The sequence below is a fragment of the Cupriavidus sp. SIMBA_020 genome (assembly GCF_046535395.1).
Lineage (GTDB): Bacteria > Pseudomonadota > Gammaproteobacteria > Burkholderiales > Burkholderiaceae > Cupriavidus > Cupriavidus campinensis.
This window is the reverse complement of sequence record NZ_JAWRWU010000005.1, coordinates 227,777-242,111: the sequence shown is the minus strand read 5'-3', so window position 1 is coordinate 242,111 and position 14,335 is coordinate 227,777. Positions and strand designations below refer to the sequence as shown.

The window sequence follows — 14,335 nt, the reverse complement described above, 5'->3', positions numbered from 1 at the left end:
CGGAATGCTACGCAATACCTTCCTGACGCGGTGGCTGGCCGCTGCCATCCTGCTGGGTGCGCTGCCCGTCACGGCGCCCACCCCCGCCCATGCCGAGGCTTACCCCGACCGGCCGGTCAAGATCGTGTCCGTAACCAGCGCCGGCACCGGCATCGACGACTACACCCGCCTGCTCGCCAAATACCTGCACAAGAAGGCCGGGCGCAGCTTCATCGTCGAGAACAAGCCCGGCGCCAACACCATGATCGCGGCGGACTACGTCGCCAAGTCGGCGCCGGACGGCTACACGCTGCTGTTCGCGTCGGCCTCCACCATGGCGGCCAACCCCTTCCTGTTCAAGTCGATTCCCTATAGCCCGCGCGACTTCGTGCCCGTGGCGCGCCTCTCCACCGTGCCCGTGGCGCTGGTGGTGTCGGCAAACTCGCCCTACCGCAACGTGGCCGACCTGACCGCCGCCGCGCGCGCCAGGCCGGGCGCGCTCAACTACGGCACCAGCAGCGCCGGCTACCGGGTGATGCTGGCCGCCTTCAACGACGCCGCCGGCATCCGCACCCAGGACGTGCCCTACAAGGCCATGGCCAACCTGCTGCCCGACCTGCTCGGCGGCACGCTGGACTTCACCGTGCTGGAGATCTCCGCCGCCGTGCCGATGATCGAATCGCGCAAGATGCGCGCGCTGGCAGTGATGAGCGACCGCCGCGTGCCGGCCATGGCCGATGTGCCGACCATGGCCGAAGCCGGCTTGCCGGCCATCTCCGTGGTGAGCTGGACCGGCCTGTTCGCGCCCAAGGGCACGCCGCCCGAGGTGGTGGACAAGCTGCAGGCCTGGACCCTCGAATTCGTGAACTCGCCGGAAGCCGCCGCCCATCACACCCAACGCGGCACCAACCCCTACCCGGCGTCGGGCGCGCAACTGGCCAAGGCCATCGTGGAGGACCAGGCCAACTGGCAGCGCATGATCAAGCTGGCGGGGATTCAGCCGGAGTAGGCGAAGTCAAGGCTGCCCCGCGTTCGGCGAATCGCGCGTACTCGTCCGGCGGCACGAACAGGCCGCCGGTAGTCCACACCAGATGGGTGGCCTGCGGCATCACCGCATCCAGGCCGTGCCGGGCGAGGTAGGCGCGGCCGGCGGCGCTGTCCGTCAGCATGCGCGGCCCACTGAAACCGGCGGCGGCGGAGGGCTCGATGCGCAGCCCTTCCGACTCGCGCACCCGGTGCAGGTCCAGGAACAGCCGTTCATCCGGCACCGTGCACACCCCGGCCAGCAGCGGCCCCATGGCCTCGGCGGCCAGTTCGGAGGCGCGCGGCACCGCCAGCCCATCGGCCTCGGTGCGATTGGTCAGGCCCACGTCATAGACCGAGGCGCCGGGCGCCAGCATCTCCACCAGAAAACACGGCGACTGGGTCGGCTCGACAAAGCACGCATGCACGTGCGGGCCGTACAGCTGCCAGAGCCCGAAAGCGATGCCAGCCGGCGCGCCGCCCACGCCGCACGGCAGGTAGACGAACAGCGGATGGTCCGCGTCCACGCGCAGGCCGGCCGCTTCGAACTGATCGTGCAGATGCAGCGCCGCAGCGCTGTAGCCGAGCAGCAGCGAGAGCGAGCGCTCGTCATCGACGAAATAGCTGTACGGATCGCCCTCCGCCTCGCGCCGGCCAGCGGCCACCGCCGCCGCGTAATCGCCCGTGTGCTCCACCACTTCCACCCCCCGCGCGCGCAGACGCGTCTTTTTCCATGCCTTGGCGTCGGCGGACATATGCACCGCCGCCCGGAAGCCCAGCGCCGAGGCCATCACGCCGATGCTCAGGCCCAGGTTGCCGGTGGAGCCCACCGCCACCTGATAGCGGCCGAACAGCGCGCGCGCCGGGGCGTCGGCCAGCACGCGGTAGTCGCCATCGACATCGACCAGCCCGTGGCGCAGCGCCAGCGCTTCGGCGAATTCGAGCACCTCGTGGATGCCGCCGCGCGCCTTGATCGACCCGGCGATGGGCAGGCTGTGATCGGCCTTGATCCACAACGAGCCGTGCCGCGTGGGCAGCCCGAGCGCCTGCTGCATGCCCGGCGCGCCCAGCAGGTCCGATTCGATCCGCCCCGCGCTGGCTTCCAGTTCCGGGAACAGCCGCGCCAGCAGCGGCGCGAAGCGGGCGAACCGCGCCTGCGCCGCACGCATATCAGCTAGACTAATGCGCCGCCCATCCACCACGGTCTGGACGTCGGCCTCCGCGCTGCGGTGCGGATTCGTCCACATCAGCGGGCGGGCGGCTTGCAGGTCGGCCAGCAATGCAGCCGAAATCGAGGACAGGTGGAGCGTCATGGCGCATGGAGGGGAAGGAAGACCGCTCATTGTTGACCCCACCGCCCCGCCCGACAAACCATTTGTACTGATCGATGCATTAGTTTTGTTGATGACAAACACCCTCAACGCCTCCGTCCTGAGCTGGCTGCGCTGCTTCGAGGCGGCGGCGCGCCATGGCAGCTTCACGCTGGCCGCCCGCGAGCTGTGCGTGACGCAGGGCGCGGTCAGCCAGCAGGTGAACAAGCTGGAACAGTGGCTCGAACGACCGCTGTTCGTGCGCACGCCGCGCGCGCTGGTGCTGACGCCCGAGGGCGAGCGCCTGCGCGGTGTGGCGCGCGAGTCGTTCCAGGCGCTGGAGAGCACGCTGGCGCAACTGCGCAAGCCCGGGCATCGCCCGCCGGTGGCGCTGTCCTGCTCGCCCTCCTTCGCCATGGTCTGGCTCACGCCGCGTCTGGGCGACTTCTTCCGCCAGCATCCGGACATCGGCCTGCGCGTGCATGGCGAGTTCCACGCGCTGGACCGTTCGCGGATGCTGCGCGAGGGCATCGACGCCGCCGTGCGCTTCGACCCCGGCCACTACCCCGACCTCTGCGCCACGCCCTTCCTCGACGAATGGCTGCTGCCGGTAGCCAGCCCGGCCTATCTGGCGGCCCACCCGGCACTCCGTTCGCCGGACGGCCTGCGCGCCTCGATGCTGCTGCACGATGCCAGCCCGTGGGAAGGCGCCGGCGAGAGCCACGAATGGCAGGTCTGGCTGCGGCATGCGGGCGTGGCGCTGCCAGACATGGCCGGGGGCCAGCACTTCAACCTGTCCCAACTGGCCATCGGCGCCGCGCTGGCCGGCCAGGGCGTGGCAATGGGCCGCACGGCGCTGGTCCTGGACGAACTGGCCGCGGGCCGGCTGGTGGATCTGTGGGGCCTGCACGTGCGCAGCGAGGCGGCCTACCACCTTGTGCGCGCCCCCACGCCCACCCCCTCGCCGCAGGTGGCGGAGGTCGAAACCTGGCTGCTGGCCGAAGGTGCCGCCTTCGACACGGCAAGGCGGCGCCTGCTGGCGCTGGACGGTTCCGCCCCCAAATGACCGTAACTTGGACACCGACATTTAATCGGTTACATTGGATCGGCACAGGAGAACGCCATGCCCGCCTCTAACACCGCTCCCCCCAATCCTGCCAATCCTGCCAATCCTGCGGCCACCCCGGAAACCGGTCCCCGCCTGCTGGCCGATCACGTCGCACTGGACCTGCTCAATACCATCGAACGGGCCGATACCACGCCGCACGACCACTGGCAGACCGATGCCGATGTACTCGCCTGGCTGAAACAGGTGGCGCTCTGGCCCGGCGATGATCGCGCCGCGCCGCCCAAGGGGCTGGCCACGGCGGCACGCGCGCTGCGCGAGGCCGTGCGGCTGATCGTGGCCCACAAGGCTGCCGGAAAGGCCGGCGCCAAGCCGGACCTGGCGCCGCTGAACGACGCGCTGGCGGCCGGTGGCAGCCATCTGGCCGTGCATCCGCTGCCCGAGGGCGGCGTCCGCATCGCCCGCATCCACGCCGCCGCCAACGCCGCGCAATGCCTGGTGCCGCTGGCGGAAGCCGCCGCCGACCTGCTCGCCCATGGCGATTTCAGGCGGGTGCGCCAATGCGAGAGCGACGAATGCACACTCTGGTTCTATGACCGGACCAAGTCACACCGGCGCCGCTGGTGCAGCATGGCGCTCTGCGGCAATCGCCACAAGGTAGCGGCCTTTCGCAAGCGCGAGGCGGCTGCCGACGAGGGCGCCGCATGAGGCCGAGCCATCCGGTACGCCATCGGACACCCCAATGTAACCGTTAAAATTAACTATTACGGGTTACTAAATTCGCATACACTTCGGAACCAAGCCGATGACGGCCCTCGTTCCCGCTTTCGCCTCCGGAGAATTGCCATGACTGCCAGCCCCAAGGTTTCCACCCGCTTTGCCGACGCCGATGGCGTGCGCGTGTTCTATCGTGAAGCCGGCGACCCCCAGGCGCCCGTCATGCTGCTGCTGCACGGCTTTCCAACGTCTTCGCACCAGTTCCGCCACCTGATTCCGCAACTCGCCGGCCACTTCCGGGTGATCGCCCCAGACCTGCCCGGCTTCGGCTTCACCGAAGTCCCGGCCGCGCGCCAGTACACCTACACCTTCGACAACCTCGCCACCACGCTTGGCGCCTTTGTCGATGCGCTCGGGCTGGAACGCTATGCGATGTACGTGTTCGACTACGGCGCGCCCACCGGCTTGCGGCTGGCCGTGGCCCATCCGGAGCGCGTGACGGGACTCGTCTCGCAGAACGGCAACGCCTATCTCGATGGCCTGGGCGACGCGTGGGCGCCGACGCGCCAGTACTGGGCCGAGCCCAGCGCGGCCAACCGGCAGGTGCTGCACGACGCCATGCTCCACCTGGAAGGCACGAAGTGGCAGTATCTGCACGGCGTGGCCGACCCGGACAGCGTGGAGCCCGAGTCCTACACGCTGGACGCGGCGCTGCTGGAACGCCCCGGCAACAAGGACATCCAGCTCGACCTGTTCCTCGACTACGCCAACAACCTCAAGCGCTACCCGGATTTCCAGGCGTTCTTCCGCCAGGCGCAGGTGCCTACACTGGTAATCTGGGGCCGGAACGATCCGTTCTTCATCCCGCCCGGTGCCGAGGCGTTCCGCCGCGACAACCCCGGTGCCGTGGTGGAATTGCTGGACACCGGCCACTTCGCACTGGAGACCCACGGCCCGTACATCGGCCAACGGATTCTCGACGTCATCGCCCGCTAACCACCTGCCCCTCGCCCCATGAAGCGCCAATTCGACGACCTCCAGCTCGGCAGCATCGAACTGTTCTGCCTCGCCGCGGAACTCGGCAGTTTTACCGCGGCGGCGGTGGCGGCGGGGGTCACGCCAGCGGCGGTGAGCCGCAGTGTGTCGCGGCTGGAGGAGCGCCTGGGGGTGCGGCTGTTCGTGCGGACCACCCGGCAGATCCGGCTGACGGATGAGGGCCGGATCTATTTCGAGCAAAGCCGGCCGGCGCTGGCGCAGCTGGTGGACGCCGAACGCCAGATCAGCGGCCAGCACGGCACGCCGGCCGGGCGGCTGCGCATCAGCCTGCCCACGCCCTACGCCCACTACCGCGTGCTGCCCGTGCTGCCGGCCTTCCGGGAGCGGTTTCCCGAGGTGGAACTCGACGTCCACATCAGCAACCGCAACGTGGACTTTGCCGACGATACCTACGACCTGTCCGTGCGCGGCCGGGCGCCCGACGACTCCACGCTGATCGCCCGCAAGCTGGAAGACGCCGAGATGGTGGTGGTGGCCACGCCCGCCTACCTGCGCAAGCACGGCACCCCCGCCACGCCGGACGACCTGCCGGCGCACGAATGCATCCAGTTCGATGTGCCGAGCAGCGGCCGGCGCCTGCCGTGGATCTTCCGGCACGAGGGCGAGACCCTGGAAATGGTGACGACCGGCGCCTATGGCACGGCCGAAGACGCGCTGGGCGGTGCCACGCTGGCCCGCGCCGGCGCCGGCCTGTTCCAGACCTACCGCTTCGTGGTGGAGCAGGACCTGCGCGACGGCACGCTGGTGGAGGTGCTGCAAGCCTATGGCGGCTGCACGCGGCCCTTCCTGCTGCTCTACCCGCACGCGCGGCATGTCTCGCGCCGGGTGCGGGCCCTCGTCGACTTCCTGGTGGACAAGTTCTCGGCCTGATCGAGGGTAAACCCCTATCATCGGCAGCCGTGTCCGCGCCATGTCTGTCTCGGGCCTCTCCTAGACTGAAGGTCTTTGTCACTCCCCCTAGAAAAGGAAGACCATGGCCGCGATCGAAGTGAAGGTGCCGCAGCTCTCCGAATCCGTTTCCGAAGCCACGCTGATCCAGTGGAAAAAGCAGGCCGGCGAGGCCGTGACCCGCGACGAGATCCTCGTGGAACTGGAGACGGACAAGGTCACGCTGGAGGTGCCCGCGCCCGCCAGTGGCGTGCTGGCCAGCATCGTCCAGCCGGACGGCGCCACCGTGCACGCCGACGAGGTGATTGCGACCATCGATACGGAAGGCAAGCCGGGGGTGACTTCGGCCCCGGCTACCGCCGCAGCGCCGCCCAAGGCCGCACCCGCTCCCGCCCCCGCTGCGGCCTCCGCCCCGGCCGTGCAGGGCGGCGGCGCCGGTGCTGCCGCTTCCGCCACCGCTGACTTCGACGTGATCGTGATCGGCTCCGGCCCCGGCGGCTATATCGCCGCCATCCGCGCCGCGCAGCTCGGCAAGACCGTGGCCTGCATCGAGGAATGGAAGGACCCGGCCGGCAAGCCCCGGCTGGGCGGCACCTGCCTGAACGTGGGCTGCATTCCGTCGAAGGCGCTGCTGGCTTCGTCCGAGCACTTCGAGCAGGCCCAGCACGGGCTGGCCGAGCACGGCGTACAGGTCAAGGGCGTGACGCTGGACCTGGGCACGATGATCGCGCGCAAGGCCGCCATCGTGGACAAGTTCACGGGCGGCGTGGAGTTCCTGTTCCGCAAGAACAAGGTGACCTGGATCAAGGGCCACGGCAAGTTCCTGGGCCGCGCGGACAACGGCGTGGTCACCGTGGAAGCCAGTGAAGATGGGGGCGGGGGCGAGGGGGCGGCCAAGGCCAAGACCTACACCGCGCGCAACGTGATCATCGCCACCGGCTCCCGGGCGCGCCACTTGCCCAACGTGCCGGTAGACAACGTCATCGTCTCCGACAACGAGGGCGCGCTGTCCTTCGATTCGGTGCCCAGGAAGCTCGCCGTGATCGGCGCCGGCGTGATCGGGCTGGAACTGGGCTCGGTGTGGCGCCGCCTGGGCGCGGAAGTGACCATCCTGGAGGCGCTGCCGACCTTCCTCGGCACCGTGGACGAAGCCATCGCCCGGGAAGCCGCCAAGCAGTTCAAGAAGCAGGGGCTGGCCATCCACCTTGGCGTGAAGATCGGCGAGATCAAGCGCAGCGGCAAGGGCGTGAGCATCGCCTACACCGACCAGGACGGCAAAGCGCAGACGCTGGACGCGGACCGGCTGATCGTCTCCATCGGCCGGGTGCCGAACACGGACAACCTCGGGCTGGAGGCCGTGGGGCTGGCCGCCGACGCGCGCGGCTTCGTCCCCGTGGACGATCTTTGCCGCACGCCGGTGGCCGGCATCTACGCGATTGGCGACGTGGTGCGCGGCCCGATGCTGGCCCACAAGGCCGAGGACGAAGGCGTGATGGTGGCCGAGGTGATCGACGGCCAGAAGCCGCATATCGACTACAACTGCATTCCGTGGGTGATCTACACCGAGCCGGAAATCGCCTGGGTGGGCAAGTCGGAGGCGCAGCTCAAGGCCGAGGGCCGCGAGATCCGCACCGGCCAGTTCCCGATGTCGGCCAACGGGCGCGCGCTGGGCATGGGCCGGCCGGACGGCTTTATCAAGATGATTGCCGACGCGAAGACGGACGAGCTGCTGGGGGTGCATATCATCGCCGCCAATGCCTCCGACCTGATCGCGGAGGGTGTGGTGGCGATGGAGTTCAAGGCGGCGTCCGAGGACATCGGCATGATCAGCCATCCGCATCCGTCGCTGTCCGAGGTCATGCGCGAGGCCGCGCTGGCGGTGCAGAAGCGCGCGCTGAACATGTAGCGCCCTCCCTCAATCGGGCGCCGAGGCGTGACGCTTGCGATAGTCCGCAGGCGTGACCCCCACCACGCGCATGAACGCGCGGCGCAGCGTATCGACACTCGAGAACCCGCATTCGGCCGCTACCTGCTTGGGCGCGAGGTGGCCGACCTCCAGCAGTTGCCGCGCGGCGGTCACGCGCGCTGCTTCCACCCAGCTGGCGGGCGTGATGCCCACTTCCTCGCGGAACAGGCGCGTCAGGTGGCGCGGACTCACGCCGACGCGCGCGGCAAGGCTGGGCACATCGTGGGAATCGGCCGGATGCGCGGCCACCCAGCGCTGCAGCTCCTGCAAGGCCGAACGGTTGGCCAGCGCCGGGGCAGCACTGCGGCTGAACTGGGCCTGCCCGCCGGGCCGCTTGAAGAACATCACCAGCTGGCTGGCCACGCGTAGCGCCAGCTCTCGCCCGAGGTCTTCCTCGACCAGCGCCAGCGCGAGGTCCAGCCCCGCCGTGACGCCGGCCGCCGTGCGCAGCTTGCCGTCGCGCACGTGGATGGCATCGGCATCCACGGTCACACCCGGGAAGCGCGCCGCCAGCCGGTCCGCGCCGGCCCAGTGCGTGGTCACGCGCCGGCCCTCCAGCAGGCCGGCATCGGCCAGCAAAAAGGCACCGCTGCACACCGAGCCATAGCGGCGCGCGCGGGGCGCCACGGCGCGAATCCAGTCCAGCACCATCGGTTCGGTCGGGCTATCGCCCGCATGTGGCGCACCGGCCACCAGCACGGTATGAGGACGGGGCAACTGCGCCCCGAGCGGGTCATCCTCCACCAGCAGATCAGGCAGCAGCCGGACGCCCGATGAGGCCCGGATCGGCCCGCGCCGCACGCCCACCACCTGGAGTGCATAGACCTGCCTGCCGGCCTGGGCATTGGCTTCGGCGAAGACGTCGAGGGGCCCGGAGACATCCAGCAACTGAACGCCTTCGATGGCCAGCAGCACGATGGTGCGTGGGGTAGTCATGGTGAAAAATCCCTGAGTCATGCTGTCGCGTCGCGATCTGTCCGATTTGGCCCAAATCGTCGTACTGCGACGATTGAAGACATGGTACTCCCGCTCCTACACTCGTTTCAACCCCAAACCGAAAGGAGTCAGCCATGCAATTCACCCTGGGCGACATCGCCATTCCCGACAGCCAGTTGGCCCGCGACATCACGCAACTGGTCCGCGATACCGAATCCACGCTGCTGTTCAACCACTCGAGCCGCGTGTACTACTTCGCGGCGCTGGCCGGCAAGCAGCGCGGCCTGAAGGTCGACCCGGAACTGCTCTACGCGGGCACGATGTTCCACGACATGGGCCTGACGCCGGCGCACAGCAGCCCGGACAAGCGCTTCGAGGTGGATGGCGCCAACGCGGCGGCTGACTTCCTGCGCAGCCGTGGCATCGCGCAGGCGGATATCGACAAGGTCTGGACCGGCATCGCCCTGCACACCACGCCCGGCATTCCCGAGTTCATGGACCCGGTGGTGGCGCTGGTGACGGCTGGCGTGGAGATGGACGTGCTGGGCATCCGCTACGAGACGTTTGCCGATGAGGACCGCGAGCGCGTGGTGCAGGCGTATCCGCGCACCCCGCAGTTCAAGGAAGACATTATTCAAGCGTTTTACGATGGCATCCGCCACAAGCCGGACACCACGTTCGGCAACGTGAAGGCGGATGTGCTGGCCGACAAGGACCCGCACTTCCATCGCGGCAATTTCTGCAGCGTGATCCGCTGCTCGCACTGGCACGGCTGAGGCCGGCGCGCGCCCCGCGCTCTATATCTATATAGAGAGATAGCGGCGCACCACGGCGCGGAGGGTCTGGAAGCTGACCGGCTTGGACAGCACGGTGTCAATGCCGGCCTGGAGGCAGGCCAGCCGCTCCTCCGGGCCGGCCGTGGCCGTGATGGCGACGATGGGCAGCCGCCCGGCGCGCTGGCCGCCCTCCGCCGCCCGGATCCGGCGGGCGAGTTCCAGCCCGTCCAGCCCGGGCAGGCCCAGGTCCGTCAGCAGCAAGGCGGGCCGCGGGTCCTGCTGCACGGCGGCCCACGCTTCCTCGCCGGAGCGGCAGGGTTGGGCCACGCAGCCGCCGATGCCGGCGAGCTGGTCCTCCAGCACCAGCAGGCTGACCGGATGGTCCTCGGCAACGACGATGCGGGGAACCAGTGGCTGGGAAGAAACGGAGGGGGCAGGCACGGCGGCAGGCAGGTGGCAGAACATGCTGTCATCCTGCCTGCGGAAGTCGCCGCAGAGTTGCGGAAATTTCTGCAAATGGCTGCGGAAATTTCCGAAGATGGTGTCCGATTTGTTACGGCACGGCGTTGCGGAGCGGCGCCTGCGTGATCCAGCGGCCCAGGTTGTCCAGGAAGATCTCGACCACGCGCGCGGCGTTGCCATCGGAAAAGCCCGCGCTGTGCGGCGTGGCGATAACGTTGGGCAGGGTCCAGAGCGGCGAATCTGCCGGCAGCGGCTCGTGGGCGAAGACGTCGAGGTAGGCACCCGCCAGCTGGCCGCCTTGCAGTGCGGCAATCAGCGCCGGCTCGTCCACCACCTCGCCGCGCGACACGTTGACCAGCCGCGCGCCCTTCGGCAGGCTGTCCAGCGCGGCGGCGCTCAGCAACCCGCGCGTTTCGTCCGTCAGCGGGCAGGCCAGCACCAGCCAGTCCGTGCGCGGCAGCACCGCCGGCACATCGGCGAAGGTGACGGTCTCGAAGCCCTCCCCCGCCGGCGTGGCGCGCTGGCGCACCACCACCACCGACATCCCGAACAGGCGCAGCACCGTGCCGATCTGCTGGCCGATCGGCCCCCAGCCGACGATGGTCGCCGTCTGGCCGTGCAGGTCGCGCGGCATGTCGGCGCCCATCAGCGGGGCCCAGCGGCGCTCGCGCTGGGTGGCCAGCATCTGCGGCAGGTGCCGCGCCAGCGCCAGCAGTCCGGCCAGCGCCGTCTGCGCCACCACGCTGGCATTGGCGCCCGACGAGGTCGTCACCGTCACCCCCTGCTGGCGCAGCTGGCCGAACACCGGGCGGTCGGCGCCGGCCGAGTGCGTGTGGGTCCAGCGCAGCGAGGGCGCCTCCAGCATCGCGGTGTAGAAGCGCCGCGTGGCCGGTTGTACTTCGTGCTTGGTCGAGCGCCCGGTCACATCGCGCGAGACAAAGGCGATGTCGGCGTCGATGGGCCGGGCGTCGTCCACGGCCGGCGGGGCCACGGGCACCCAGTCCCGGCCCGCCATGGCGGCGGCGATGGTGGCGGTGATGGCGCCGCCATGGGCGCGCAGCGCCGCTTCGGAGAGCAGGATGCGCACGGGCGCAGTGGAGGCGGAGGCGGAGGAGGCAGCGGATGCAGTCATGGCGTCAGTCTACCGTCGCTCCCGAGGCCTTAACGACCACCTTCCACTTGTCATACTCCTTGCGCGTGAACTTGCCGAACTGCTCGGGCGTGCCACCCACCGGGTCGGCGCCCTCGCGGATCATCTGCGCCTGCAGCGACGGCAGCGCCTCGTTCACGGCCTGGTTGACCTGCGTGATGACGGTCTTCGGCGTGCCCTTGGGCGCGAAGATGCCGAACCACGAGCCGGCCTCGAATCCCGGGAAGCCCTTCTCCGCCACCGCCGGCACCTCCGGCAGCGAGCGCGAGCGCTTGGCGCTGGTCACCGCCAGCGCGCGCAGCTTGCCGGCCTGGATGTGCGAGATCACCGACGGAATCGTCGCGAACATGAACTGGATGCGGCCGGACAGCAGGTCGTTCAGCGCATCGGCGCCCTTGTACGGCACGTGCGTGGCCGGTGCGCCGATACGCTCGGACAGCATGAAGCCGGACAGGTGCGACGAGGTACCCACGCCCGTCGAGCCATAGTTCAGCTTGCCCGGGTTGGCCTTGATATAGGCGACGAACTCCTCGAAGGTCTTGGCCGGCACCGACGGATGCACCACCAGCACGTTCGGCACGTCGGCGATCTGCACCACCGGCACCAGGTCCGTCAGCGGGTCGTAGTTCAGCTTCTTGTAGAGCGTCTGGTTGATCGAGATCGGGCCGACCGAGTCCACCAGCAGCGTGTAGCCGTCCGCCGGGGCGCGCACCACGTACTCGGTGCCGATATTGCCGCCCGCGCCGGGGCGGTTCTCCACCACGAACGATTGCTTGAAGCGCTGGCCCAAGTGCTGGCTGACGCTGCGGGCCAGCATGTCGGTGGTGCCGCCGGCGGTGAAGGCCACTACGACGCGCACGGGCTTGGCCGGGTATTCGTCGGCGGCGCGCGCGGGGGCGGACAGGGTGGCCAGGGCGGCCAGCGCGATCAGGGCCGTAGCGGCAGCCAGTGCCGCGCTCAGATGGGGGGTCAACCATCGACCGGGGGCGAATCGAGGCATGGTGGTTCTCCTGTTGATGCGGCAGCCGTCTTCGCGGCCGCCGTCGTGGTTATGGATGGGGGAGGCGGTGCTCAGCCGAAGTCGTACAGCCGTGCCGGGTTGTGCACCAGCACGCGCTCGCGGCTGGCGGCGTCCGGCAGCCAGCGCGCCAGCAGGTTGAACAGCACGCCGTCGTCGGGCATCTGGGCGGACTCGAAATAGTTGATGTGGGGCCAGTCGGAGCCCCACACCACCTGCTCCGGGTTGGCGCGCATCAGTGCCGCGACGAAAGGATCGACCTGCTCGTAGGGCGCGCCGGCCGGCTGGAGCCGGTCAGCGCCCGAGATCTTGGTCCAGGCCACCCCTTCCGCCAGCAGCGCGCAGAGCGCCTGGAAGCCGGGGTCCGCCACGCCGCGCGAGGTGGCCATGCGGCCCATGTGGTCGATCACCAGCGGCAGGCCGAGCGCCTTGAGGCGCGGGCCCAGCGTGACGAGGTCCGGGGCGTGGATCCAGATCTGCGCGTGCCAGCCGCGCGCGGCCAGACGCGGGGCCAGCGCCTCGAGCACCTCGATGCCCACGCCGTTGCGGTACACCGCGTGGCCATCCACCTGATACAGGTTGATGCGCACGCCGCGCACGCCGGCGGCGTGCCAGGCGTCCAGCTCGGCATCCGTGGTGTCCGGCGACGGCACCACGATGCCGCGCAGGCGCGTGGGGTACTGGCGCAGGGCGTCGGTCACCACGCTGTTGTCGGTGCCGCTGGCGCTGGCCGTGACGAGCACGCCGCGCGTGAGCCCGAGTGCATCGAGATGGGCGATAAAGGCGTCGGCGGGATGCTCGGCCGGCGTGTAGCTGCGGTCCATCGCGAGCGGATAGCGCGCGAACGGGCCGAACACGTGGGCATGGCTGTCACAGGCGCCGGCGGGCGCGCGGAACACCGGTGCGGTGAGGGTCTGGAGCGGGGGCAGGCAGGGGCGGGTCATGGTCGATGGCGTCCGGTCGATACGTTCGGCGTTATTCCGGGGCCTTCAGGCGCCCGGCGGCGGCCAGCGTCTGCGCGCGGGCGTCCTCGCGTTGCAGCGAGGCCAGCAGTTCCTGTGGCGACGAAGCCTGCGCCACGCTGCCCACGGTCAGCAGGCGGCTCTTGACGGCGCCTTCGGCCAGCACCTTGCGCAGCGCGCTGTTCAGCGTCTCGACCACCGCCGCCGGCGTGCCAGCCGGGGCCAGCAGGCCCGTGGCCGTGGTCGCCTCGAAGTTGGCCAGCCCGGATTCGCGCAGCGTGGGCACCTTCGGCAGCGCGGCATCGCGCTCGCGCGACATCACGGCCAGCGCGCGCAGCGCGCCGGACTGGATATGCGGCGCCGAGCTGGTGAGCTGGTCCACCACCATGTCGATCTGGCCGCCCATGAGGTCGATCAGCGCCGGCGCGGAGCCCTTGTAGGGCACCTCGTTCAGCTGGATTTTGGCGGCGTCCTCGAGCTGGAGCGTGGCCATGTGGTTGGTGGTGCCGGGGCCGGCATGGCCGGTGGTGGTCTTGCCCGGGTTGGCGCGCGCATGGGCCAGCAGCGCGCCGATGTCCTTGAAACGCGTGTCGTTGCCCTTCACCACGATCACCAGCGCCGTGGTGGACACCAGCCCCACCGGGCTGAAGCTGGCCAGCTTGTAGCTGGTGCGCGTCATCTTCGGCAGCACCACGATGGCGTTGGGGGTAGTCACCAGCAGCGTGCTGCCGTCCGGCTCGGCGCGGGAAACCGCCGTGGCGCCGATCACACCGCCGGCGCCGGGCCGGTTATCGACGATGACGTTGCGGCCGAGGCTCTGCTCCAGCGCCGGGGCGATGGCGCGCGCCACCACGTCCAGGTTGCCGCCCGGGGCGAACGGCACGACCAGCGTGATCGGCTTGTTGGGCAGGCCGCCTTGCGCGCGGGCCGACATGACATAGGGGGCGACGCCGAGCGCAAGCATTTGCGCCAGCAGGGTTCTGCGTTTCATCATCTCACTCCGTTCAGGGCTTTCTTCTGACCTGA

At 69.6% G+C, this 14,335-nt stretch carries 14 protein-coding genes; 7 read left to right on the top strand and 7 right to left on the bottom strand.

All coding sequences use genetic code 11. From position 1 onward, the window contains the following. Positions 1 to 4: 4 nt before the first annotated feature. Complete coding sequence (locus SB751_RS12505; RefSeq protein WP_144197008.1) at positions 5 to 988, top strand: Bug family tripartite tricarboxylate transporter substrate binding protein; 984 nt, start codon at positions 5 to 7, stop codon at positions 986 to 988. Here the strand turns inward: SB751_RS12505 and SB751_RS12500 are convergent. Next, entirely contained in the window at positions 960 to 2,315 is a 1,356-nt protein-coding gene (locus SB751_RS12500; protein ID WP_144197007.1) for a D-serine ammonia-lyase, read from the bottom strand. The genes SB751_RS12505 and SB751_RS12500 overlap by 29 nt on opposite strands. A gap of 91 nt (positions 2,316 to 2,406) precedes the next feature. Between SB751_RS12500 and SB751_RS12495 the strand changes: the two genes are divergently transcribed. The 5 genes from SB751_RS12495 (at position 2,407) to lpdA (ending at position 7,945) form a co-directional block, all read left to right on the top strand. Continuing rightward, positions 2,407 to 3,378: a LysR substrate-binding domain-containing protein gene (locus SB751_RS12495; protein ID WP_250025889.1), complete on the top strand. Its 972-nt coding sequence runs from the start codon at positions 2,407 to 2,409 to the stop codon at positions 3,376 to 3,378. A gap of 57 nt (positions 3,379 to 3,435) precedes the next feature. Beyond that, positions 3,436 to 4,086: a CGNR zinc finger domain-containing protein gene (locus SB751_RS12490; protein ID WP_410748095.1), complete on the top strand. Its 651-nt coding sequence runs from the start codon at positions 3,436 to 3,438 to the stop codon at positions 4,084 to 4,086. A gap of 138 nt (positions 4,087 to 4,224) precedes the next feature. Then, positions 4,225 to 5,091 (top strand): alpha/beta fold hydrolase, encoded by an 867-nt coding sequence (locus SB751_RS12485; RefSeq protein WP_144197004.1) that lies wholly within the window; start codon positions 4,225 to 4,227, stop codon positions 5,089 to 5,091. A gap of 18 nt (positions 5,092 to 5,109) precedes the next feature. Next, positions 5,110 to 6,021: a LysR family transcriptional regulator gene (locus SB751_RS12480; RefSeq protein ID WP_144197003.1), complete on the top strand. Its 912-nt coding sequence runs from the start codon at positions 5,110 to 5,112 to the stop codon at positions 6,019 to 6,021. Positions 6,022 to 6,124: 103 nt separating this feature from the next. After that, entirely contained in the window at positions 6,125 to 7,945 is a 1,821-nt protein-coding gene (lpdA, locus tag SB751_RS12475; RefSeq protein WP_409558900.1) for a dihydrolipoyl dehydrogenase, read from the top strand. Between the two features lie 9 nt (positions 7,946 to 7,954). Here the strand turns inward: lpdA and SB751_RS12470 are convergent, their stop codons facing one another. Further along, a complete protein-coding gene (locus SB751_RS12470; RefSeq protein WP_144197001.1) occupies positions 7,955 to 8,941 on the bottom strand; it encodes a GlxA family transcriptional regulator in 987 nt (328 codons plus the stop codon). Positions 8,942 to 9,075: 134 nt separating this feature from the next. Between SB751_RS12470 and SB751_RS12465 the strand changes: the two genes are divergently transcribed. Continuing rightward, the gene (locus SB751_RS12465; protein ID WP_144197000.1) at positions 9,076 to 9,717 is read left to right on the top strand and encodes an HD domain-containing protein; all 642 of its coding nucleotides are present in this window, start codon (positions 9,076 to 9,078) and stop codon (positions 9,715 to 9,717) included. A gap of 27 nt (positions 9,718 to 9,744) precedes the next feature. Here the strand turns inward: SB751_RS12465 and SB751_RS12460 are convergent, their stop codons facing one another. From SB751_RS12460 to SB751_RS12440, 5 genes are all read right to left on the bottom strand, one after another. Beyond that, positions 9,745 to 10,182: a response regulator gene (locus SB751_RS12460; RefSeq protein ID WP_211942795.1), complete on the bottom strand. Its 438-nt coding sequence runs from the start codon at positions 10,180 to 10,182 to the stop codon at positions 9,745 to 9,747. A gap of 88 nt (positions 10,183 to 10,270) precedes the next feature. Next, the gene (locus tag SB751_RS12455) at positions 10,271 to 11,311 is read right to left on the bottom strand and encodes a D-2-hydroxyacid dehydrogenase (RefSeq protein WP_144196998.1); all 1,041 of its coding nucleotides are present in this window, start codon (positions 11,309 to 11,311) and stop codon (positions 10,271 to 10,273) included. A 4-nt stretch (positions 11,312 to 11,315) separates the two neighbouring features. Next, positions 11,316 to 12,329, bottom strand: coding sequence for a Bug family tripartite tricarboxylate transporter substrate binding protein (locus SB751_RS12450; RefSeq protein ID WP_410748094.1), 1,014 nt, complete (start codon positions 12,327 to 12,329; stop codon positions 11,316 to 11,318). A 71-nt stretch (positions 12,330 to 12,400) separates the two neighbouring features. Then, entirely contained in the window at positions 12,401 to 13,291 is an 891-nt protein-coding gene (locus SB751_RS12445) for an amidohydrolase family protein (RefSeq protein ID WP_313816238.1), read from the bottom strand. A 31-nt stretch (positions 13,292 to 13,322) separates the two neighbouring features. Continuing rightward, positions 13,323 to 14,300, bottom strand: a complete 978-nt coding sequence (locus SB751_RS12440; RefSeq protein WP_144197166.1) for a Bug family tripartite tricarboxylate transporter substrate binding protein — start codon at positions 14,298 to 14,300, stop codon at positions 13,323 to 13,325. Between the last annotated feature and the right edge of the window lie 35 nt (positions 14,301 to 14,335).